This window comes from Deltaproteobacteria bacterium HGW-Deltaproteobacteria-4, from assembly GCA_002841765.1.
Classification (GTDB): domain Bacteria; phylum Desulfobacterota; class Desulfuromonadia; order Desulfuromonadales; family UBA2197; genus UBA2197.
Genome location: PHAV01000009.1, coordinates 149,594 through 170,730, shown reverse-complemented (window position 1 = coordinate 170,730; position 21,137 = coordinate 149,594). Strand labels below are relative to the sequence as shown.

The following is a 21,137-nucleotide window of genomic DNA, read 5'->3' as shown; positions in this document are numbered from 1 at the left end:
CGACCCCCTCCTTTGTTAAGGAGGGGGTCGGGGGGTGGTGGATCGAGCCGGTGGTGCTCATAAGGCAGGAAACAAAAAACATGATAAGCTCATTGCATAACAAGGAGTCCCATGTCACATCATAAACGCCCCAAACCCTTCGCCATGATCCGCGAGTTTCATCTTGCCGACTGGTTCACTCTCGGCAATGCCGTCTGTGGCACCGGCGCCCTCTTTTCGATGCTGACCTATCTGCAAAATGGCGACGTCATCCATATCTACTTTGCCGGCGGAATGGTCGCGGCGGCCTTCGTCTTTGATGTTCTCGATGGCCGGATTGCCCGCTGGCGGCAGACGAGTTCGGGGATGGGACGGGAGCTCGACTCTCTTGCCGATGTCATCTCCTTCGGGGTCGCACCGGCGGTAATTGCCTATGGCTGCGGCATGCAGGGCTTATACGACCGTATCGTCCTGACCTACTTTGTCGCCTGCGGCGTCTCGCGTCTGGCGCGCTACAATGTGACCGCCGATGCCCTTTCCGATGCCGGGGGCAAGGTGAAGTACTTCGAAGGAACGCCGATTCCGACCTCGCTGCTGCTGGTCATCATCCTTTGTGTCGCCGCCGCTCAGGGGGCGGTACGCGACCAACTCTGGTTCGGCAAGGTCCTCTTTGCCGGCTTCACCCTCCATCCCCTCGTACTGATTTTTGCCCTTTCCGGCTCATTGATGATCAGTCGTATCCGTATCCCCAAGCTCTGAGCTCTCCCGCGTTGGCGGCAGTCGCCATCGCGGTTGCATATGGTAAACTTCCCGCAAGGAGTGACCCATGGCGAATAACGATCTGAGTGGATTGAAAATCGAGACGCGCTTCACCCCCTCCCCCACCCGGCGTTGGCGGCCCTGGCTCTGGGCGGGGCTCGAGAAACCGCGACGGTCTCCCTCCTCCATCCCTCCCAGACCTTGACCCTCCTCAACGCCAGCGGTTATGTGGTGGCGCAACGCAAGGCAGCGGTGGCGGCCGGTCTCTTCGGCGAATCGCCCCAGACAATCGCCGAATCGATATTTTCCAGATACCAGCCGGGCAATGATGACGCCACCGTGCTGGTGGCAAAGGTGGTCTGAATGATAGACAAAAAAGTGATCAGTGAGAAATACAGCGGCATCCTGGAGACGTTCTTTGATCACAGGGAAGAAGAGGCCTTCTCTGCCGTTTCCGAGCTGGGGAAGGAGCTGGTCCTTACCGGAGCCGGGCCGGACGTGCTGATTGAGATCCACGGCGCAGCCTTGAAGACGCTTATCAAAGACGTCGACCCGATGACCATGAGCCGGATGGTGGTCAACGCCAACGATCTGCTGCTCAACGGCGTCATGGCCCAGCTCGAAGAAGAACGGCGCAAGCTGGCGCCGACAAAACTGGAGGAGGATGTTGAGCGGGACAAGCTCGACAATATCATCTCCGCCCTTGATGCCGACCTGCTGCTTCTGGACCGTGAGCTTACCGTTCTCTGGGTGAACAAGCGGCTGCAGGAACGGCCGCAGTTTAACAACGGCACGATCATCGGCAAGCCGTGTAATATGAGCTACTGCAACATGGCGAAGCCGCCGGAGGACTGCCCTGCCCTGATCGCCTTCAACAGCGGCCAGCCGGTACGGCAGGAGCATCCCATTACCCACCCCGACGGCAGCACCCGTTATTACCATTTCACCTGCTCACCGATCCGGAATGCCGCCGGGGTGGTGGACCGGGTACTGGAGCTGGTGCAGGATGTGACCGAACGATACGTGATGGAGGAGAACCTGCGGGGAAAGAACGCCGAACTGGAAAGATTCAACAAGCTCTTTGTCGACCGGGAGTTTCGGATCAAGGAGTTGAAGGATCGGGTGAAGGCGCTGGAGGGGAAGTGAGGGGCTACGCTATGAGGTTGTTAAGGGCATCCTGATGATGACAAAAAAGATCCGCACTTATCTCTGCTTTCTGACCTGCACACTCTTCCTGCTTGTTGCCGGAATAGCGCCGGCCCTGGCAGTAAACGCCGTCGCACCCCCCCCCGCGGCCGTTACTGAAAAGAAAACCGCCACCCCGCCCCTGCCGTTGACCGCCAAAGAAAAAGCCTGGCTGGAGCAGCATAAAGTCGTGCGCATCGCTTTTGACGGCTATTTCCCCCCCTACAGTTTTCTGAACGACAACGGCGAACTCGAAGGGCTGGCGCTAGATGTGCTGCCCCTGCTGGCGGAGCGGATCGGCATCACCCTCGAAATTTCCCCGAAGGTGGTCTGGAACGAGCTCTACGAGGCCGCCCAGAAGCGCGAGGTAGACGTTGTCGCCACCATGGGTGACCGGCCCGAACGACTGGAGTGGTTCGCCTTTACCCAACCCTACATCTTTAAATCGCTGGTCATCATGACCCGCCATCAGAACGAGTCGATCCGCAAACCGGAAGATCTGGCCGGCAAGCGGGTTGCCCTGGTCGAGAGTTACCAGTATGTCAAGCCGCTGCTGGAGAAATATCCCACCATCAAACCATATTACGTCGATACCATGCTCGACGGCCTCAATACTGTTGCTATCGGTAAGGCGGATGCCGTCATCACCTTTATCGGCGCGGCCCATTTTCTCCAGAACAAATACCAGATCAGCACCCTGAAATTCGCCGCCATCTTCGAGCGCGACCGTTTTAACGAAAGTATCGCCGTGCGTACGGACTGGCCGGAGCTGGCCGCCATTTTCGACAAGGCACTGGATTCCATCTCAAGCCAGGAACTGCAGGCTCTGCAGAAAAAATGGCTGCCGGCCGAGTCGCTTACGCAACGGGTTGTGCTGACGGACGAAGAGCGGGCATGGATCAAGGCGCATCCGGTTATCCGGGTCGGCATTGACCCGGAGTTTGCCCCTTTTGAACTGTGGGACAAGGATGGTGTCTATGCCGGGATCGCCGCCGATTATCTCCAAATTCTCAAGGAACGCACCGGCCTGAGCTTTGAAGTTGCGCCGGGGCTTTCCTGGAGCCAGGTCATAGGTAAAGCCCAAAGCCGCGAGATCGACCTCCTCCCCTGCGTTGGCAGAACCGACGAGCGCGAACAGTTTCTGCTCTACTCCGACTCCTATACCAATTCCCAGCGGGTGATCATCACCAGAAAAGACACCCCCTTTATCGGCGGCATTAGCGCCATTGCCAGCTGGAAGGTGGCGGTACAGGCCGACTCCTCCAACGAGGGGTTCCTGAAGGAAAATACCAGTATAAAGCCGGTGCGGGTTGCCTCTACACAGGAGGGGTTGAAAGTTTTGTCCGGGGGGACGGTCGAGGCTTTTGTCTGCAATATCGGTTCCGCCGCCTACTGGATCAGGGAGCTGAAAATCACCAACCTGAAGGTGGCCGCCCCGGTTTCCGAAGGGATGCTCCATATGGCGGTGCGCAAGGACTGGCCGCTGCTGGCCGGTATCATCAACAAGGGGCTGGCGACAATCTCCGAAGCAGAAAAAAACCGCATCAGCCAGAAGTGGATCGCTATCGAGTACAAGACCGGCATTGATCGTATAACGGTTTTCATCTATCTCGGTATGGCCATTGTGGTCATGCTGGCCGGTGCGTCGGTCTTTATGCTCTGGAACCGAACGCTCAAACGACAGGTGCATGAAAAAACTGCCGAACTAGCTGAAAGCGAGGAGCGCTTCCGTGACATCTTCAATGCCGCCAATGACGCTTTTTTTATCCACGATATCGAGACCGGTGCCATTCTGGATGTGAACCAGAAGATGTGCGAGATGTTCGGGCTTTCGCGGGAAGAGGCGCTTCACTCTGACGTGGGGAGCTTCAGTTCCGGCATCCCCCCCTACACTCAGAAAGATGCCGCTAACTGGATACGCAAGGCGACGGTAGGCGTGCCGCAGCTCTTTGAGTGGCATGCCAAGGATCGGTCCGGCCGCATCTTCTGGGTCGAGGTGAACATGCGGCGTTCAGCTATCGGCCCGGACGAGCGGATCATCGCCTTGTCGCGCGATATCAGCGATCGGAAAGAGGCGGAGTTAGAGCTGGAAAAATATCGTGATAATCTGGAGAAGCTGGTCGCGGAGCGGACCAGTGATTTGCGTAAGACGCAGCAGGCGCTACAATTCATGCTGGAGGATCTGAACAGCGCCAATGCCCGGCTCCTGGAGGTTGACCGACTCAAGTCGATGTTCATCGCCTCGATGAGCCATGAACTGCGCACTCCGCTCAACGCGGTGATCGGCTTCTCCAGCATCCTGATCAACGAGTGGGTCGGCCCGCTGAACGATGAGCAGAAGAAGAACCTGACCGCCATTCTCCGCTCCGGAAAACACCTCCTCTCCATGATCAACGATGTCATCGACGTCTCGAAGATCGAAGCAGGGATGATCGACGTCGGTCAAGAGGATTTCGAGTTGGACGAACTGTTGACCGAGGTTGAGCAGGTCTTTGCCAGTGAGGCCCAGAAACGTAAAATCTCATTGAATGTGCAGCAGATCAGCCTGCCGATGCATGCGGATCGTCGCCGACTGCTGCAGTGCCTGCTCAACCTAGTCAGCAACGCCCTCAAGTTTACCGCGCAGGGGGGGGTGACCGTGACTGTTCGGCCCAATGAGTCACAGGGGTCGGTGACGATGGTCGTGACTGACACCGGCTTCGGCATTGCGTCGGAAGATCAGCCCAAGCTCTTTCAGGCCTTCAGCAGAATTTCGTCACCTTTGACCTCTACGGTCCCTGGCACCGGTCTCGGGCTCTATCTGACAAAAAAGATTGTTGAAGAAATCTTACAGGGAGCCATTAGCGTGAAGAGTGAGCCGGGGGCAGGGAGCAGCTTTAGCATCACCCTTCCGATCCGGCAGGAAAAAGATATGAAAACGCAGGGATGACGTATAATATTTTCGTGTAGAGCGGCTGCCTGTGTTCTGCTCAGGTGGGGCTTAGAAATCAGAGGGAGAATAGTCTATGCATTCGGTATTCTTTGGGGGTTTGAGATGAAAGTACTGGTCGTTGATGATAACGCCGATGATCGCTATCTGCTGCGGCTCAACCTCGAGCATCAGGGCTGCACGGTTATCGAGGCGGCAGATGGCGCGGAAGGGCTGCAACTGGCGAAGGACGTCAAGCCGGATCTGATCGTCTCAGATGCGCTCATGCCGGTCATGGACGGTTTTCAGCTCCTGCGAAGACTCAAGTCCGACGAAGCCCTGCGAACCATCCCCTTCATCTTTTACTCCTCGGTCTATACCGACGGTGTCGAGGCGGACCTTGCCGCCGCCTCAGGCTCCGAGGCTTTTATCATCAAACCGAGGGATCCCCAGGAATTTTGGGAGGAATTGCAGAGAATCATGGGAGATCGAGAACACAAAAAAGATGGAATGGTTAGCATCAGCTTGATAGGGGAAACAGATTTTCTCGGTCAATACAGTCAGATGGTGGCAACCCGTCTGGAGGGAAAAGTCAAGGAACTCGAAGCTGTCAAGGTGACCTTGAAGAGTAGCGAAGCGCGCTTTCGCGCCACCTTTGAGCAGGCAGCGGTCGGCATCGCCCATGTCGGTATCGACGGGCGCTGGCTGATGGTCAATGACAAACTGTGCGAGATAATCGGCTATAGCCGTGAGGAGCTGCTGACCAGGAGCTTTCAGGAGATCACCCATGACGACGATCTCGAAAAGAACCTGGACTCCATGCAACAACTCCTGGCCGATGAGGTAAAAACGTATTCTCTGGAGAAGCGTTATCACCGTAAAGACGGGTCGCTAGTCTGGATCAACCTTACGGTCTCGCTGGTGCACGATGATCAAGGGGAGCCGGACTATTTTATCTCTGTCATCGAGGCGATTGACGATCGCAAAAAGATCGAGGCGCAGCTCCGCCAGAGCCAGAAGATGGAGTCCATCGGCACTCTGGCCGGTGGTATCGCGCATGATTTTAATAATATCCTGACCGCCATTATCGGCTATGGCACTATGGCCCTGATGAAGATGACGGAGGATAATCCGCAGCGGCTGAATATCGAGCAGATGATCTCTGGCGCGAACCGGGCCGCTCGTCTCACCCGGGATCTCCTCCTCTTCAGCAGAAAACAGCCCTTTGTGCGCGAGATTGTCGATTTGAATGAAATTCTCAGGAAGGTTGAGCCCTTTCTGCTTCGGGTGATTGGTGAGGATATCGAGTGCAAGATCCTGCCACAGGAGGAGCCCACCCCGGTCTTCGCCGATGACCATCAGATTGAGCAGGTGCTGATGAACCTTGCCACGAATGCGCGCGATGCCATGACTGACGGCGGCACCTTAACGGTGAAGACAGAGCAGGTCACTCTCGGTGCAGAATATGTGGCGACCTATGGCTACGGCAAGCCGGGCACATATGCGCTCTTGACCGCATCGGACACCGGCCAGGGGATGGATGCCGAGACGCAAAAGCAGATCTTCGACCCTTTCTTCACAACCAAGGATGTCGGTAAAGGGACGGGGCTCGGACTGGCGGTCGTCTACGGCATTATCAAGGGGCATGACGGCTTTATTAACGTCTACAGCGAGCCCGGTCTGGGGACGACCTTCCGTATCTATCTGCCGTTGAAGGTGCAAAAGGCCGTGGAATCGACCGCTCCGTCCCCAGAGGCTGCGCCGGCCCGGGGGACGGAGACCATCCTTCTGGCCGAGGATAATGACCTGGTGCGGGATCTGGTGATGAGTGTGCTGACGATGCACGGTTATGCGGTGATCGAGGCGATCGACGGCAGCGAGGCAGTGCGCAAATTCTGTGAAAACGCTGACAGGATCGACCTGCTCCTCCTCGATCTGATCATGCCGAAGATGAACGGCAACGAGGCTTTTGCGGCGATTTGCAAGATTCGCCCCGACATAAAGGTCATCTTTGCCAGCGGTTATGCGCCCGAGACGATTCGGGAAAAGGTGGCATTTACCGACGAGGTTCACCTGATTGCCAAGCCGGTCACTCCCGTGGATCTGTTACGCAAGGTGCGGGAGGTGCTCGATGGCGTTCCCTGACCCTTCGCACGACGGACACACAAGAGGTTCTCCCCCCTTTAGCAAAGGGGGGGCAGGGGGGATTTTCTTGCCGCAGTCAAAGGCAAATCCCCCTCAATCCCCCTTTTTCAAAGGGGGACGTTGCTGTGCAAAAGATTGATGCTCGTCAGTAAGGGACAAAAGTGCTAATCGCAACAGGAGGGAAGCAATGAAGAGGGTCCTGGTCATCGAAGACAATGAAGATAACCTGCAGATCATTACCTACTCCCTGCGGCGAGCCGGTTATGAGGTCCTCAGCGCCGGAACTGGCGAGGAAGGGGTGGCGCAGGCGATCGCCCACCGTCCCGACTTCATCCTCATGGATATCAATCTGCCGGGGATCGACGGCATCGAGGCGACCCGCCGCATTCGCGCCTCGGAGATCGAAGGCACGATTCCGATCGTGGCTCTCACCTCCTATGCCATGCAGGGGGATCGGGAGAGGATCCTCGCTGCCGGCTGCAACGGTTACTTTGAAAAGCCCTTCGACCCCTTGACGATTGTGGCGCAGATTCATAAAGTCATCGGGGTGCCATCATGAAAATCCTCATCGTCGACGACAACGCCGACGACCGCAACATCCTCCGTCATTATCTGGCGCACGTTGCTTCCGTGCTTCTGGAGGCTGTAAACGGTGCGGAGGGGCTGACGATGGCCGGCTCGGAACGGCCTGACCTGATCATCTCCGATGCGCTGATGCCCAACGTCGATGGCTTTGAGTTCCTGCGGGAAATCAGACGCTCAACGGAACTCTGCCATACCCCCTTTATCTTTTACTCGGCGGTCTATACCGGGAGCAAGGAACAAGAACTGGCCCTGTCACTGGGAGCCGATGCTTTTATGGTCAAACCTCTGGAGGCAGAGGAGTTTCTGAGCCAACTGCGCAACCTCCTGGCAAGTCTGGATCGAACCCAAAAAAGACCAGGAAACGAACTGCTCGAGGAAGACGAAAAGTTCCTGAGAAAATATAGTCAGATAGTGGCGGCAAGACTGGAAGAGAAGGTGGTGGAGCTGGAAACTCTGCAGCAAACTCTGGAAGCGCGCGTTGTGGAGCTGGTTGCCGAGCAGCGCCGTAAAGATCAGATCCTCCTCCAGCAAAACCGTTTGGCGGCCCTGGGCGAGATGATCAATAACATTGCCCACCAGTGGCGCAATCCCCTCAATAATATCGCCCTGATCATTCAGAACCTGCGGATGGATTTTGACGCCGGTACGCTTACTCCTAAGGGGCTGCATGACGATATCGACAAGGCGATGAAGGTCATCCTGTACATGTCCCAGACGATCAATGACTTCAGCAACTTTTTCCGCGAGGACAAGAAGAAAGACGAATTTTCTATCAACAAGGCGGTCGAACGCGTCCTGGAGATGGTCGCCGCAACCTTGAAATGTCACAAGATCGAAGTCGAGATTAAGAATGGCGATGAGGTGACAGCCATCGGCTATCCGAATGAATACGCACAGGTTCTGCTTAATATCATCTCCAACGCGCGTGAGACATGTATTGAACGCCGCGTGGCTGCTCCCTGTCTCTTTATTCGCATCTTTTGGGAGAACGAGCGTTCAGTGGTGTCGATCCGCGACAATTGCGGCGGCATCCCGGACGATATTTTGCCGCGGATCTTTGACCCTTATTTCACCACCCGCGGCCCGGAGAGAGGGACCGGAATCGGTCTCTACATGGCCAAGGTGATTATCGAACAGAATATGGGAGGGTCTCTGACGGCCGGCAATATCGACCATGGCGCCGAATTCCGGATTGTGCTCTGATTTCATCGCCACGGGGGTAAGACCATGAAAGTGCTCATCGTCGACGACCGCGCCCCGGATCGCTCCATCCTCCGCCATACCTTTCAAGCGCACGGTTGTACAACCATCGAGGCGGAGAACGGTCGCGAGGGGCTGACCCTGGCCGCCAGGGAGAGGCCGGACCTGATCATTTCCGATGCCATGATGCCGGTTCTCGACGGCTTCGGCTTTCTGCGTGCGCTCAAGGCGGACGCAGCGCTGCGCGCTATCCCCTTTATCTTCTATTCTGCTGTCTATACCGGTGAGAATGAAGAGAAGCTGGCCCGCTCTCAGGGGGCGGAAGCGTTTCTGGTTAAACCGCTGGAGCCGAATGTTCTGTGGCAGGAGGTGCAGAGCCTGCTGGCGCGGCGCGTTGGCGGTGAGCCTGTCGTCCCGGATGAGGCGTTGCGAGGGGAAGAACCGTATTTGCGGGAATACAGCCATGTGGTTGTCGCCAAGCTGGAGGAGAAGGTCCGGGAGCTGGAAAACATGTTCCTGCAGATGGTCCGGGTCCTGGTCAACCTCCTTGAGGCCAAAAGTCCCTGGACCATGGGTCACTCAGAGCGGGTGGCGGTGATTGCCGTCAAGATTGCCCGGGAGATGGGCCTCGATGAAAACCGGGTCAACATCATTCGTCTCGGCGCCCTTCTCCACGATATCGGCAAAATCGGCACCTGTGATGCGTTGCTCGACAAAGAAACATTGCTGACGGCCGAGGAGTACGCAGCGGTCAAGACCCACCCGGACTTTGGCGCCGATGCTCTGCTGGCGATTGATCAGCTGAAGGAGGTCATCCCGCTGATCCGCTACCACCATGAAAATTATAACGGCAGCGGCTACTCTCATCACCTTGACCATGCGGCTATCCCCTTGGCCGCCAGGATTCTCAGTGTTGCCGACGCTTACGACGCCATGACGACAACTCGCCCCTACCGCACCCTGCTTGGCCAGGAGTATGCGCTGGCCGAACTCCGGCGCGTTGCCGGCAGTCAGTTGGATCCCGATGTCGTTCAGGCCTTTATCAAAGTCCTGGGGCAGGAAGAGGCGAACGGCGATGAGGAGATTTGGAGGGGTTAGCTTTAGGGAAGGAATGGACCCATGGCGAATAACGATCTGAGTGGATTGAAAATCGAGACAGAAACCGCGACGGTCTCCCTCCTCCATCCCTCCCAGACCTTGACCCTCCTCAACGCCAGCGGTTATGTGGTGGCGCAACGCAAGGCAGCGGTGGCGGCGCAGAGTACTGGTCGTCTCGTCTGGCTTGGTGTCGAAGAAGGGAGCCGAGTGACGACCGGACAGATCCTGGCGCGCCTTGAAGACCGGGAAATCGCTGCCGCTCTGGAACAGGCCCGGGCCAGCTTTGCAGCGGCGCAGGCGGCGAAGGTTGAAGCCGAGGCAGAGCTGCGCGATGCGCAGCGGAGTGATCAGCGGATGCGCGACCTCCTGGTGCAGGGTTTTGTTGCCCAGGCGGAGGCGGACGCGACACTGACCCGGCTGGAGCGGAGCCGGGCCGCGGTGCAGGCAGCGACGGCGAATATCGCCGTCGCTGCCGCCGGGGTGCGCGGTGCCGAGGTCGCCCTCGACAATACCCGCATCCGTGCCCCCTTCGATGCCGTGGTTTTGACCAAAAACGCTGATATCGGCGACATCGTCACCCCGCTCGGGGCGGCGGCGAATGCCAAGTCGGCGGTGGTGACCATCGCCGACCTTTCCTCCCTGCAGATCGAAGCCGACGTCTCCGAGGCCAATATCAGTCGTATCCGTCCCGGCCAGCCCTGTGAAATCATTCTCGATGCCATCCCGGACCAGCGTTTTCGCGGCGAACTGGTGACGATCGTCCCGACCGCCGATCGCAGCAAGGCGACGGTGATGGTCAAGGTGCGCTTTGCCGAACTCGACCCCCGCGTTTTGCCGGAGATGAGTGCGCGGGTGGCGATCCTTGACCGGCCGCTGACAAGTGCCGAAGAAACTCCGAAGCTGGTCCTCCCGCCGGCGGCCGTACAGGACGACGGCGGGCGCAAGATCGTTTATCGCCTCGACGGCACGCGGGTGCGGGCGGTTCCTGTCGTCCTCGGCCCGACCCTTGGCGATCAGCTTGAAGTCCAATCCGGAATCGTTGCCGGCGAGAAGGTGGTGCTGCGCCCGCTGGGGAAGATGCGCGACGGCCGGCGGGTGACGCAGGTGCAGCCGTGAACCCCACTCCACCTTTGGTACTGATTCGCGACCTCTCCAAGGCCTATCGGCGCGGCGACCAGATTATCCCCGTCCTGGAGAACCTCTCCCTTGACATCCCGGCCGGGGAATTCCTCGCCCTGATGGGGCCATCGGGCTCAGGGAAGAGCACCCTGCTCAATCTCATCGCCGGCATCGACTCCGCCGATTCCGGCCGCCTTGAAGTCGGCGGCATCGATATCCGTCCCCTCTCGGAACGGGAGCTGGCACGCTGGCGCGCCGGCCACATCGGTTTTATCTTCCAGTTCTATAATCTCATCCCTGTTCTCACCGCCTTTGAAAATGTCGAGCTCCCTCTCCTCCTCACCGATCTCCCCCGACAGCAACGCCACGATCATGTTGATCTCGTCCTTGGTCTCGTCGGCCTGGCCGATCGCGCCAATCACTACCCCGGCCAACTCTCCGGCGGCCAGCAGCAGCGCGTCGCCATTGCCCGGGCTCTCGTCGCCGATCCGACGATTATCGTTGCCGACGAGCCGACCGGCGACCTCGACCGCCACTCTGCCGAAGAGGTGCTGGAGCTGCTGGAGAAGCTGGTGCACGATTTCGGCAAGACGGTGATCATGGTCACCCACGATCCCCGCGCTGCCGAGAAGGCGCATGTGGTGCGACAGCTGGAAAAGGGGGTGCTGTTGTGAGCCGGACCGATGTTCATCCTTAAGTTTATCCTGCGCAACGTCTTTCGCCACCGTTTGCGCTCCCTCCTCACCGTTGTCGGGGTCGCTATTGCCATCCTCGCTTTCGGCATGTTGCGGACCCTCACCGGACTTTGGGAAGAGGGGATGAAGCATGCCTCGCCGACCCGGCTGGTGACCCGTAACGCCACCTCGCTGATCTTCCCCCTACCGATCGCCTACCTCGAACGGATCCGTCAGCTCCCCAATGTCAGCCGCGTTGCTCACGGGGTCTGGTTCGGCGGCATCTATATCGATGAAAAAAACTTCTTTGCCAGCTACGCGGTGGAGCCGCGCAACTACCTTGCCCTTTATCCGGAAATGATCGTCCCGCCACCGCAACGCGACGCCTTTTTTCGTGATCGCAAAGGGTGCATGGTCGGCGCCAGTCTCGCCAACCGTTTCGGCTGGAAGCTCGGCGATCCTATCGTTCTGCGCGGCACTATCTATCCCGGCGATTGGGAATTCATCCTGCAGGCAATCTATCGTGGCAAGGACAAGACCGTCGACGAGCGCGGCTTCATCTTTCACTGGGATTATTTCAACGAAAAGTTACGGGTTACAGCGCCGGAACAGGCGGATCAGACCGGCTTCTTCATGGTCGGGGTGAGCCGTCCCGAGGTGGCGGCGACGGTCGCCGAGACCATTGACCGTAGCTTCAAAAACTCTCTGGCCGAGACCATCACCGAAACCGAAGAAGCTTTTCATCTCAACTTCCTCGCCATGACCGAAGCGATCCTCATCGTTATCGAGATCGTCTCTTATGTGGTGATCGCCATTATCATGGTCGTCGCCGCCAATACCATGGCGATGACCGCTCGCGAGCGGACTGCCGAGTATGCCACCCTCAAGACCATCGGTTTCGGCCCCGGTCACATTGCCGGGATCATCTGCGGCGAATCGGTCGCCATCTCCCTTTTGGGCGGCGCCATCGGCATCGTCCTGACTTTTCCGGCGGCACAGATGATCGAGACCGCGCTCAGTGATTACTTCCCCTTCTTCTCGGTCACCCCGAAAACCCTGATCTATGAAGCCCTTGCCAGCCTCGGTATTGGCGTGGCCGCGGCGATCCTCCCGACCTGGCGCGGGGCGACGGTCCGCATCGCCGAGGGCTTGCGGAGGGTCGGCTGATGCCTGTACCCTTTGCCTATTCGTTGCGCAATCTCTGGACGCGGCGCCTGACCACGATCCTCACTGCCGCCGGGATGGCGCTGGTCGTCTTTGTCTTTGCTGCCACTCTGATGCTCGGCGAAGGGTTGAACCGCACCCTGGTTGCAACCGGTTCTTATGACAATGTCATCATCACCCGTACCAGTGCCAATTCCGAGGTGCAGAGCGCGGTGGAACGGGGGCAGGCGGCGATTGTCGAAAGCCGGCCGGAGGTGGCGATCGGGGCGGATGGCGCGCCGTTGTTGGTCAAGGAGCTGGTGGTGATCATCAACCTGCTGCGTCGTGACAGCGGTCAGCCGGCCAACATCGTGGTGCGCGGCACCAATGACGTTGCTCTCCAGTTGCGACCGCAGGTCCGGTTGATCGCCGGTCGCCTGCCGCAGCCCGGCTCGAGCGAGGTTGTGGCCGGGGCCAGTATCGCCCGACGCTTTCAGGGCGGCGGCCTCGGTGAAACCGTGCGCTTCGCGCTGCGTGACTGGCAGGTGGTGGGGGTCTTCGATGCCGGCACCACCGCCTTCAACTCCGAGCTCTGGGGTGATGCCGATCAGTTGATGGCCGCCTTCCGCCGGCCGGTCTATTCGTCGCTGACCTTCCGCCTGCGCGAGGCCGGACACTTTCCCAATTTGAAGACGGAACTGGAGAGCGATCCGCGCTTGACCCTGGAAGCGCGGCGCGAAACCCGCTACTACGCCGATCAATCCGAGGCGATGGCCAAATTTCTCCGCATCCTCGGCCTGACCCTGACGGTGGTCTTTTCCCTCGGGGCGATCATCGGCGCAATGATCACCATGTACGCGGCGGTGGCCAACCGCACCAGCGAGATCGGCACCCTGCGCGCCCTCGGCTTCACCCGTCCGGAGATCCTCATCGCCTTTATGGCCGAAGCCCTCCTCCTCGGTGGCGTCGGCGGCCTGGGCGGGGTCGGCGGCGCCAGCCTGCTGCAGTTTCTCACCATCAACACCCTCAACTGGCAGACCTTCTCCGAATTCTCCTTCGGCTTTATCCTCACCCCGGCGATCGCCTTGCAATCATTGCTCTTTGCCCTGGTCATGGGCCTGCTCGGCGGTATCCTGCCGGCGGTACGGGCGGCGCGGATGACGATTGTCGAGGCGTTGCGGCAGGAGTAAAATTCCCCCTCACCCGAAAGGGGGCTTGAAAAAAACTCTGGACAAGAATTTTACTGGGGAGTATATAGCGGAATGAACATTCATTCTGTTGGCGAAAAAGAGGAGCAAGATGTCAAAAGCGGAGAAGCGTGACGAGATCGTTCGTGCTGCCTTGGAGATTATCGCCGAACAAGGTTTTCACGATGCGCCGATGGCGATGATTGCCGAAAAAGCCGGGGTCGGGGCGGGGACAATCTACCGCTATTTCGAGAACAAAGATGTGCTCATTGCCGAACTCTACCGAGAACTGGAAGAAAGGATCTACGCGGCGCTGCTGGTGGGCTATGATCCGGAGAAACCGATCCGTGAGCGCTTTCTTTATCTCGGCGCCGCCGTTCTTGGTTACTGCATCGCCAATCCCCTCGATTTCCGTTATCTCGAACAGTTCCATAATTCCCCCTACGGAGTGATCTACCGTCGCGACCGGATGCTGGGTAAAAAGGAAGACCGGGATATGTACCGCGAACTTTTCGAGGAAGGAGTGGCGCAACAAGTGGTCAAGGACTTCCCCCTCGCTATTCTCTTTGCCTTGACCTTCGGTCCCCTCCTCGCTGTCGCCCGCGACCACATTCTGAATTTTATCGTCCTCGATGATGACCTCATCCTGCGGACGATTGAGGCTTGCTGGGATGGCGTAAAGCGTTAAAGGGTCCTTTCTGGATTCAATTACTAAAGAATGAACATTCATTCTACTCAAAAAATAGAGGTGACTATGCAAAGCATGTCCAGAGCTACAATCTTTGTCTCGGTTGGAATTCTCGCCCTCAGCTTGCTGCTGGGTGGCTGCGACAAGAAAAAAGCGCCGACTCCGCCGGCCGGGCCGCCGGAAGTGGCGGTGCTGACCGTGCAACCCCAGTCGGTAACGTTGACAACCGAACTTTCCGGTCGGACCTCCCCATGGCAGGTGGCCGAAGTGCGGCCGCAGGTTGCCGGGATTATTCAGAAACGACTCTTTACCGAAGGCGCTGAGGTCAAGGCCGGTCAAGTCCTTTTCCAGATCGATCCGGCGAGTTACCAGGCGGCACTGGCCAGCGCCCGGGCGATGTTGGCGCGGGCCGAAGCAAATCTGCTGCCGGCGCAACTTCGGGCCGGACGCTATCAGGAACTGCTGGAGAGCAGGGCGATCAGTCAGCAGGACCATGACGATGCCCAGGCTGCAGTCAAGCAGGCGGAGGCCGAAGTCGCCGCGGCCCGGGCTGCGGTGGAGAATGCTCGGATCAATATGCAATACACCAGCATCGCCGCACCGATTTCCGGCCGCATCGGCCGCTCCAGTGTGACCGCCGGCGCTTTGGTCACCGCCAATCAGGACGCGGCGCTGGCGACGATTCAGCAACTCGATCCGATCTTTGTCGATGTTAGCCGCTCCAGCAGCGAGATCCTGCAACTCAAGCGTCAACTCGCCGCCAAAACCTTGCAGACCGATGCGGCCGGTGCCGCCCGGGTCAAGCTGGTTCTGGAAGACGGCACTCCTTATCCTTTAGCCGGGACATTGAAATTCTCCGAGGTCAGTGTCGATCCGGGGACCGGTTCCGTAACCCTGCGCACCCTCTTCCCGAATCCCGAGCAACTCCTGCTGCCGGGGATGTTCGTGCGCGCTGTTCTCGAAGAAGGGAACAACGCCCAGGCCCTGTTGGTGCCGCAACGCGCAGTCACCCGCAGCCCGGTTGGTAAGCCGATGGTCTTTGTTGTCGGGGCCGAGGAGAAGGTCGAGGCGCGCACCATCAAGGTCCTGCGCACGGTCGATGATAACTGGCTGGTCGAAGAGGGGCTCAACCCCGGTGACCGGGTGATCCTCGAAGGTATCCAGCGGGCGCGGCCCGGCACGGTGGTCAAGACAGTGCCTTTTGGTGCGCCGGCGGCAGCAGAGGAAAAGAAATAGGCTGCCCTTCTCCCTCAGGACCCACAGGGCCTAAAGGAGAGGGGACTTGTAAAATGACTTTAAGGAGTTCACTCCATGCCCCGTTTTTTTATCAATCGTCCGATCTTTGCCTGGGTCATCGCTATTCTGGTGATGCTCGCCGGTCTGTTGGCGATCAAGAACCTGCCGGTCTCCCAGTATCCGCCGATTGCACCGCCGCAGATCACCATCAACGCTGTCTATCCCGGTGCCTCCGCTCAGACTGTGCAGGATACCGTCACCCAGGTCATTGAGCAAAAGCTCAACGGTATCGACAACCTGATCTACATGTCCTCGACCAGCGACTCGGCCGGAGCGGTGGCGATCAATTTGACCTTCAAGGCCGGCACCGACCCCAATATCGCCCAGGTGCAGGTCCAGAACAAACTCCAGCTGGCGACGCCGCTGCTGCCGCAGGTGGTGCAGCGCCAGGGAATTTCGGTGGTCAAATCGACCCGCAACTTCCTGATGATCGTCGGACTGGTGTCGGAAGACGGCAGCATCGACCGTTTCAGTCTGACTGACTATCTGGTGGCCAATATCCAGGATATCGTCAGCCGGGTCGAAGGGGTCGGTGAGGTGACGATCTTCGGCTCGCAGAACGCCATGCGCATCTGGCTGAATCCAGCCAAGCTGCGCGACTATCGCCTGACCAGCAACGATATTATTGCCGCGCTGCAAGCCCAGAACGCCCAGGTTTCGGCCGGGCAGTTCGGCGGAACCCCGGCCGTTCAGGGGCAGCAGCTTAACGCTACAATTAATGCCCGTACCCTGCTGGAAACGCCGGAGCAGTTCGGTGCCATCCTGTTGCGTACCAACAGTGACGGCTCGACCGTCCGCTTGCGGGATGTGGCCGAATGCAAGATCGGCACGGAGAACTATGACGTCATCGCCCGTTACAAAGGGAAACCGGTGGCCGGCATGGCGATTCGTCTCGCTGCCGGGGCCAACGCCCTCGACACCGGCAACCGTATCAAGGCGAAGATGGTGGAATTGTCGAACTATCTCCCCCCCGGCGTAAAGCCGGTCTACCCTTACGACACCACCCCCTTCGTCAAGATCTCCATCCAGGAAGTCGTGCGCACCCTCTTTGAAGCGGTCCTCCTCGTCTTTCTCGTCATGTTCCTCTTTTTACAGAATATCCGCGCCACCCTGATCCCGACGATCGCCGTGCCGGTTGTCCTCCTCGGCACCCTCGGAGTGCTGGCAGTCAGCGGCTTTTCGATCAACACTCTGACCATGTTCGCTTTGGTCATCGTCATCGGCCTCCTCGTCGACGACGCCATCGTCGTCGTCGAAAACGTCGAGCGGATCATGACCGAAGAGGGATTACCCCCGAAAGAGGCGACGATCAAGTCGATGGGGCAGATTACCAGCGCCCTCTGGGGGATCGCCACGGTCCTGGTGGCGGTCTTTTTGCCGATGGCCTTCTTCGGCGGTTCCACCGGCGTTATCTATCGTCAGTTCTCCATCACAATTATCGCCGCCATGATCCTTTCGGTGCTGGTGGCGATGATCCTGACTCCGGCCCTTTGCGCCACCCTGCTGAAACCGGTGGAAAAGGGGCATCACCCCGGTGAGCACGGCTGGTTCAAGGGTTTCTTTCGCCGGTTTAATCGTCTCTTCGAGCGCAGCCGCGGGCTGTACGAAAGGATCGTTGGCCGCTCTTTCAGCCAACCGGTCCGCTACCTGGTGGTCTACGGCGTCATCGTCGCGGCGATGGTCTTCTTCTTTTTGCGCCTCCCTACTGCCTTTTTGCCGGATGAGGATCAAGGCTTCATCGTCTGTCAGGTGCAGTTGCCAGCTGGTGCCAGCCAGGAAAGAACCCTCAAGGTTATTGAGCAGGTGGAGAAGCATTTTCTCGAAAATGAAAGTAAAACCATCGACTCCCTTATTACTGTCGCCGGTTTCAGCTTTGCCGGTCGCGGCCAGAATATGGGCCTGGCCTTTGTCAGGCTCAAGGACTGGAAAGAGCGCTCGACCCCGGATTTGAAGGCTCCGGCCGTGGCCGGTCGCGCCATGCGCGCCTTTTCACAAATTCGTGACGGGATGGCCTTTGCCTTCTCACCGCCGGCGGTGGTGGAGCTCGGGCAGGCCAACGGTTTCGATCTGCAGCTCCAGGATCGGGGTGGACTCGGCCACGGCAAGCTGATGGAAGCGCGCAACCAGCTCCTCGGCATGGCGATGCAAAATCCGAAACTGGTGGCGGTGCGCCCCAACGGCCAGGAAGATTCCCCCCAATTCAAACTCGATATCGACGATGTCCGCGCCGGTGCTCTGGGTTTACCGCTAGCCGATATCAACAGCGTCCTCGCCACTGCTTGGGGCGGCTCGTATGTTAATGACTTTATTCAGAACGGCCGGGTAAAGAGGGTCTATCTCCAGTCCGCTGCCGAGTACCGGATGCTGCCGGAAGATATCGACAAATGGCATGTCCGTAACAAGGAGGGCGAGATGGTCCCCTTCTCGGCCTTTTCGACCGCCCGCTGGCAGTACGGCTCCCCACGCCTGGAGCGCTATAACGGCATCCCCTCGGTGGAGATCATGGGCCAGGCGGCACCGGGGATCAGTACCGGCGAAGCGATGGATGAGATGGAGAAGATGGTGGCACAATTGCCCCCCGGCATCGGTTACGAGTGGACCGGCCTCTCCTATGAAGAGAAAAAAGCGGGTGCCCAGGCCCCGGCCCTATATGCCATCTCACTGCTTGTAGTCTTTCTCGCCGTGGCGGCCCTGTATGAGAGCTGGACGATCCCCTTTGTCAATCTGCTGATGCTCCCCCTTGGTCTGGTCGGGGCGGTTGCCGCGGTGACGCTGCGGGGCCTGCCCAACGATATCTATCTACAGATCGGCCTCCTCACCACCGTCGGTCTGTCGACCAAAAACGCCATCCTGATCATTCAGTTCATCAAGGAACAGATGCATCAGGGGCACGAACTCGTCGATGCCACCCTGGCGGCGGTGAGAATCCGGCTGCGACCGGTGATCATGACCTCCCTCGCTTTCTTCTTCGGTACTCTGCCCCTGGCATTGACCACCGGCGCCGGTGCCGCCGCCCAAAATGCCATCGGCACGGCGGTCACCGGTGGTTTGCTCACGGCCACCTTTATTGATCTGATCTTTATTCCTTTCTATTTTGTCATGGTGTCGCGGCTCTTTGGCCGAGCAAAGTATAAACTGCAAGCAGATGGACTTGCTCTTGGCAAAAACGGGGAGGGATTGTGAGATGAAAAGAGCAACTTTTTTTGCGGTAATCCTGGTTTTACTGGCTGGCTCCGGCTGCTCACTGGCACCGGACTACACTCGTCCAGAGGCACCGACTCCGGCCGAATGGCCGACGGGACCGGCTTATCAGGCAACGAGCGCTGCGCCGGCCGGACAAGTTGTGGCCGAGATCCCCTGGCGGGAATTCTTTCTTGATCCCCGTCTGCAACAGACGATCGAACTCGCTCTGGCCAATAATCGCGATCTCAGGATCGCCACCCTGAATGTCGATAGATACCGAGCTTTTTACCAGATTGAGCGCGCCGCCCTCCTGCCGCAGCTCAATGCCAGTGCCAGCGGCAGCGTGCAGCGGCAGCCGGCCGATCTTTCCGGGACCGGTTCGTCGGAAATCCGCCGCCAGTACAGCGCCGGCGTCGGCGTCAGTGTTTACGAGCTTGACCTCTTTGGCCGGGTAAGAAACCTCAAGGACCAAGCGTTGGAAGAGTATTTCGCCACCGAAGAAGCACAGCGCGCTGCGCAGATCAGCCTGATTGCCGCCGTCGCCCAGAGCTACCTGACTTTGGCGGCGGATCAGGAAGTGCTGGCCCTTTCCCGTCAGACGTTGGAAAGTCGGCAAACATCTTTTGGGTTGATACAAAAGCGTTTCAACGCCGGTGTGATCTCGGCCCTCGACCTCCATCAGGCACAGACCCTGGTCGACGGCGCGCGGGTACAAAACATTCAGGCGACCCGGCTGGTTGCTCAGGAAGCGAATTTTCTGAACCTGCTGGTCGGCGCCCCGCTGCCGGCAGAACTTCTCCCCGCGGAGTTGGGCGAAGCCGTCCTGCTGCAGGATATCGCGCCCGGTGTCCCTTCCGAGAGCCTGCTGCTGCGTCCCGATATCATCCAAGCGGAGCATAAACTTAAAGGGACCAACGCCAACATCGGGGCGGCGCGAGCGGCATTCTTTCCGCGCATCACCCTGACCGGTGCGGCCGGCTTCAGCAGCGCCGAGCTTTCCGGGCTCTTTAAGTCAGGATCCGAATCCTGGAGTTTCGCTCCGCAAATCATCCTGCCGATCTTCGATGCCGGCCGTAATCGCGCCAATCTCAAGGTGAGCAAGGTGGAACAGGAGATTGCTGTTGCGCAATATGAAAAAGCGATCCTCACCGCTTTTCGCGAGGTCGCCGATGCCCTGGCTGAACGCGGCACCATCGACGAACAGTTGGCGGCGCTCCAGTCCCTGACCGCGGCGACGGCGGAGAGTGCCCGCCTTTCGACGGTGCGCTACGAGAAAGGGGCTGACAGCTTTCTAAGCGTCCAGGATGCCCAGCGCGCCCTCTTTGTCGCCGAGCAGAATCTCATCACTGCCCGTTTAGCGCGGCTATCCAATCTTGTTACTCTTTATAAGGTTTTAGGGGGCGGGGCCAGTAAAGCGACCACCCCCAGCCCCTCCTTGAATAAGGAGGGGAGCTAAAAGTCCCGGGACCTTAAAGCTTTTAATCCCCCCTCCTTTGTTAAGGAGGGGGTTAGGGGGTGGTAAGGTGTCAGGTCGTTTACAGCCAAAGAACACTGTGCTAGGGTTTCCCCGCTATTTCTACTTTCGTTACCAAGGAGACAATCAATGCTTAAACATGTCATTTTCTTTAAGTTCAAACCCGAAACAAGCGAAGCCGATATCGAAAAACTCGCGACCGGCCTTGGCGCCCTCCCTGAAACCATCAGCGAGATTCGCGAATTTGTCTTCGGTCGGGACGTTGTCCGTTCGGAGCGTTCCTACGACTTCGGACTGGTTTCATCCTTCGATGACCGCGCCGGACTTGATGCTTATGCAATCCACCCCGATCATCAGCTGGTGGTGGCGCACGTCAAACAGATCTGCAGCAGTGTTGTTGCCGTCGATTTTGAGTATTGAACGAAATAAAGAGAATTTTTGAGAAGGTTTTGAAAAAGAAGGGCAGGCAACCACGCGGTTGCCTGCCCTTCTTTTTTTGCAGGCGGGAAGATGG

The 21,137-nt window shown here is 58.5% G+C and carries 17 protein-coding genes; all 17 read left to right on the top strand.

All coding sequences use genetic code 11. From position 1 onward, the window contains the following. Positions 1-111 precede the first annotated feature (111 nt). The 17 genes from CVU69_08030 to CVU69_07950 all read left to right on the top strand — a co-directional run bounded on the left by CVU69_08030 (position 112) and on the right by CVU69_07950 (position 21,043). On the top strand, positions 112-738 hold the full coding sequence (locus tag CVU69_08030; protein PKN12422.1) for a CDP-diacylglycerol--serine O-phosphatidyltransferase: 627 nt from the start codon (positions 112-114) through the stop codon (positions 736-738). Positions 739-870: 132 nt separating this feature from the next. Beyond that, the gene (locus CVU69_08025; GenBank protein PKN12421.1) at positions 871-1,101 is read left to right on the top strand and encodes a hypothetical protein; all 231 of its coding nucleotides are present in this window, start codon (positions 871-873) and stop codon (positions 1,099-1,101) included. Next, positions 1,102-1,884: a hypothetical protein gene (locus CVU69_08020; GenBank protein PKN12420.1), complete on the top strand. Its 783-nt coding sequence runs from the start codon at positions 1,102-1,104 to the stop codon at positions 1,882-1,884. Positions 1,885-1,918: 34 nt separating this feature from the next. Continuing rightward, positions 1,919-4,852 carry a hypothetical protein gene (locus CVU69_08015; GenBank protein ID PKN12419.1) on the top strand — a complete coding sequence of 978 codons (2,934 nt, stop codon included), beginning with the start codon at positions 1,919-1,921 and terminating at the stop codon, positions 4,850-4,852. A gap of 105 nt (positions 4,853-4,957) precedes the next feature. Further along, the gene (locus tag CVU69_08010; GenBank protein ID PKN12418.1) at positions 4,958-6,976 is read left to right on the top strand and encodes a hybrid sensor histidine kinase/response regulator; all 2,019 of its coding nucleotides are present in this window, start codon (positions 4,958-4,960) and stop codon (positions 6,974-6,976) included. A gap of 187 nt (positions 6,977-7,163) precedes the next feature. Further along, on the top strand, positions 7,164-7,535 hold the full coding sequence (locus CVU69_08005) for a response regulator (GenBank protein PKN12417.1): 372 nt from the start codon (positions 7,164-7,166) through the stop codon (positions 7,533-7,535). Beyond that, the gene (locus tag CVU69_08000; GenBank protein ID PKN12416.1) at positions 7,532-8,764 is read left to right on the top strand and encodes a hypothetical protein; all 1,233 of its coding nucleotides are present in this window, start codon (positions 7,532-7,534) and stop codon (positions 8,762-8,764) included. Before CVU69_08005 ends, CVU69_08000 begins: the two co-directional genes overlap by 4 nt. Positions 8,765-8,788: 24 nt before the next feature. Further along, positions 8,789-9,859, top strand: a complete 1,071-nt coding sequence (locus tag CVU69_07995) for a hypothetical protein (GenBank protein ID PKN12415.1) — start codon at positions 8,789-8,791, stop codon at positions 9,857-9,859. A gap of 21 nt (positions 9,860-9,880) precedes the next feature. Beyond that, complete coding sequence (locus CVU69_07990) at positions 9,881-10,975, top strand: efflux RND transporter periplasmic adaptor subunit (GenBank protein ID PKN12414.1); 1,095 nt, start codon at positions 9,881-9,883, stop codon at positions 10,973-10,975. Continuing rightward, positions 10,972-11,652, top strand: coding sequence for an ABC transporter ATP-binding protein (locus CVU69_07985; protein ID PKN12413.1), 681 nt, complete (start codon positions 10,972-10,974; stop codon positions 11,650-11,652). Before CVU69_07990 ends, CVU69_07985 begins: the two co-directional genes overlap by 4 nt. Before the next feature lie 9 nt (positions 11,653-11,661). Further along, on the top strand, positions 11,662-12,819 hold the full coding sequence (locus CVU69_07980; protein PKN12412.1) for an ABC transporter ATP-binding protein: 1,158 nt from the start codon (positions 11,662-11,664) through the stop codon (positions 12,817-12,819). Beyond that, positions 12,819-13,985: a multidrug ABC transporter permease gene (locus CVU69_07975; GenBank protein PKN12411.1), complete on the top strand. Its 1,167-nt coding sequence runs from the start codon at positions 12,819-12,821 to the stop codon at positions 13,983-13,985. The genes CVU69_07980 and CVU69_07975 overlap by 1 nt, the downstream gene beginning before the upstream one ends. 109 nt (positions 13,986-14,094) lie before the next feature. Next, positions 14,095-14,670 (top strand): TetR family transcriptional regulator, encoded by a 576-nt coding sequence (locus CVU69_07970; protein PKN12410.1) that lies wholly within the window; start codon positions 14,095-14,097, stop codon positions 14,668-14,670. Between the two features lie 66 nt (positions 14,671-14,736). After that, positions 14,737-15,906, top strand: coding sequence for an efflux transporter periplasmic adaptor subunit (locus tag CVU69_07965; GenBank protein ID PKN12409.1), 1,170 nt, complete (start codon positions 14,737-14,739; stop codon positions 15,904-15,906). Positions 15,907-15,981: 75 nt separating this feature from the next. Further along, positions 15,982-19,149 (top strand): hydrophobe/amphiphile efflux-1 family RND transporter, encoded by a 3,168-nt coding sequence (locus tag CVU69_07960; GenBank protein ID PKN12408.1) that lies wholly within the window; start codon positions 15,982-15,984, stop codon positions 19,147-19,149. 1 nt (position 19,150) lies between these two features. Continuing rightward, a complete protein-coding gene (locus tag CVU69_07955; protein ID PKN12407.1) occupies positions 19,151-20,605 on the top strand; it encodes a multidrug transporter in 1,455 nt (484 codons plus the stop codon). 147 nt (positions 20,606-20,752) lie between these two features. Continuing rightward, positions 20,753-21,043: a stress responsive alpha-beta barrel domain-containing protein gene (locus CVU69_07950; protein ID PKN12406.1), complete on the top strand. Its 291-nt coding sequence runs from the start codon at positions 20,753-20,755 to the stop codon at positions 21,041-21,043. Positions 21,044-21,137 lie beyond the last annotated feature (94 nt).

What these genes read in the sequence shown, in the direction of transcription:
- CVU69_08020 (PKN12420.1), top strand. Translation starts at nt 1,102, where the DNA reads ATGATAGACAAAAAAGTGATCAGTGAGAAATACAGCGGCATCCTGGAG.
- CVU69_08030 (PKN12422.1), top strand. Translation starts at nt 112, where the DNA reads ATGTCACATCATAAACGCCCCAAACCCTTCGCCATGATCCGCGAGTTT.
- CVU69_08010 (PKN12418.1), top strand. Translation starts at nt 4,958, where the DNA reads ATGAAAGTACTGGTCGTTGATGATAACGCCGATGATCGCTATCTGCTG.
- CVU69_07975 (PKN12411.1), top strand. Translation starts at nt 12,819, where the DNA reads ATGCCTGTACCCTTTGCCTATTCGTTGCGCAATCTCTGGACGCGGCGC.
- CVU69_07960 (PKN12408.1), top strand. Translation starts at nt 15,982, where the DNA reads ATGCCCCGTTTTTTTATCAATCGTCCGATCTTTGCCTGGGTCATCGCT.
- CVU69_08005 (PKN12417.1), top strand. Translation starts at nt 7,164, where the DNA reads ATGAAGAGGGTCCTGGTCATCGAAGACAATGAAGATAACCTGCAGATC.
- CVU69_07965 (PKN12409.1), top strand. Translation starts at nt 14,737, where the DNA reads ATGCAAAGCATGTCCAGAGCTACAATCTTTGTCTCGGTTGGAATTCTC.
- CVU69_07995 (PKN12415.1), top strand. Translation starts at nt 8,789, where the DNA reads ATGAAAGTGCTCATCGTCGACGACCGCGCCCCGGATCGCTCCATCCTC.
- CVU69_07970 (PKN12410.1), top strand. Translation starts at nt 14,095, where the DNA reads ATGTCAAAAGCGGAGAAGCGTGACGAGATCGTTCGTGCTGCCTTGGAG.
- CVU69_07980 (PKN12412.1), top strand. Translation starts at nt 11,662, where the DNA reads ATGTTCATCCTTAAGTTTATCCTGCGCAACGTCTTTCGCCACCGTTTG.
- CVU69_07955 (PKN12407.1), top strand. Translation starts at nt 19,151, where the DNA reads ATGAAAAGAGCAACTTTTTTTGCGGTAATCCTGGTTTTACTGGCTGGC.
- CVU69_07950 (PKN12406.1), top strand. Translation starts at nt 20,753, where the DNA reads ATGCTTAAACATGTCATTTTCTTTAAGTTCAAACCCGAAACAAGCGAA.
- CVU69_08015 (PKN12419.1), top strand. Translation starts at nt 1,919, where the DNA reads ATGATGACAAAAAAGATCCGCACTTATCTCTGCTTTCTGACCTGCACA.
- CVU69_07990 (PKN12414.1), top strand. Translation starts at nt 9,881, where the DNA reads ATGGCGAATAACGATCTGAGTGGATTGAAAATCGAGACAGAAACCGCG.
- CVU69_08000 (PKN12416.1), top strand. Translation starts at nt 7,532, where the DNA reads ATGAAAATCCTCATCGTCGACGACAACGCCGACGACCGCAACATCCTC.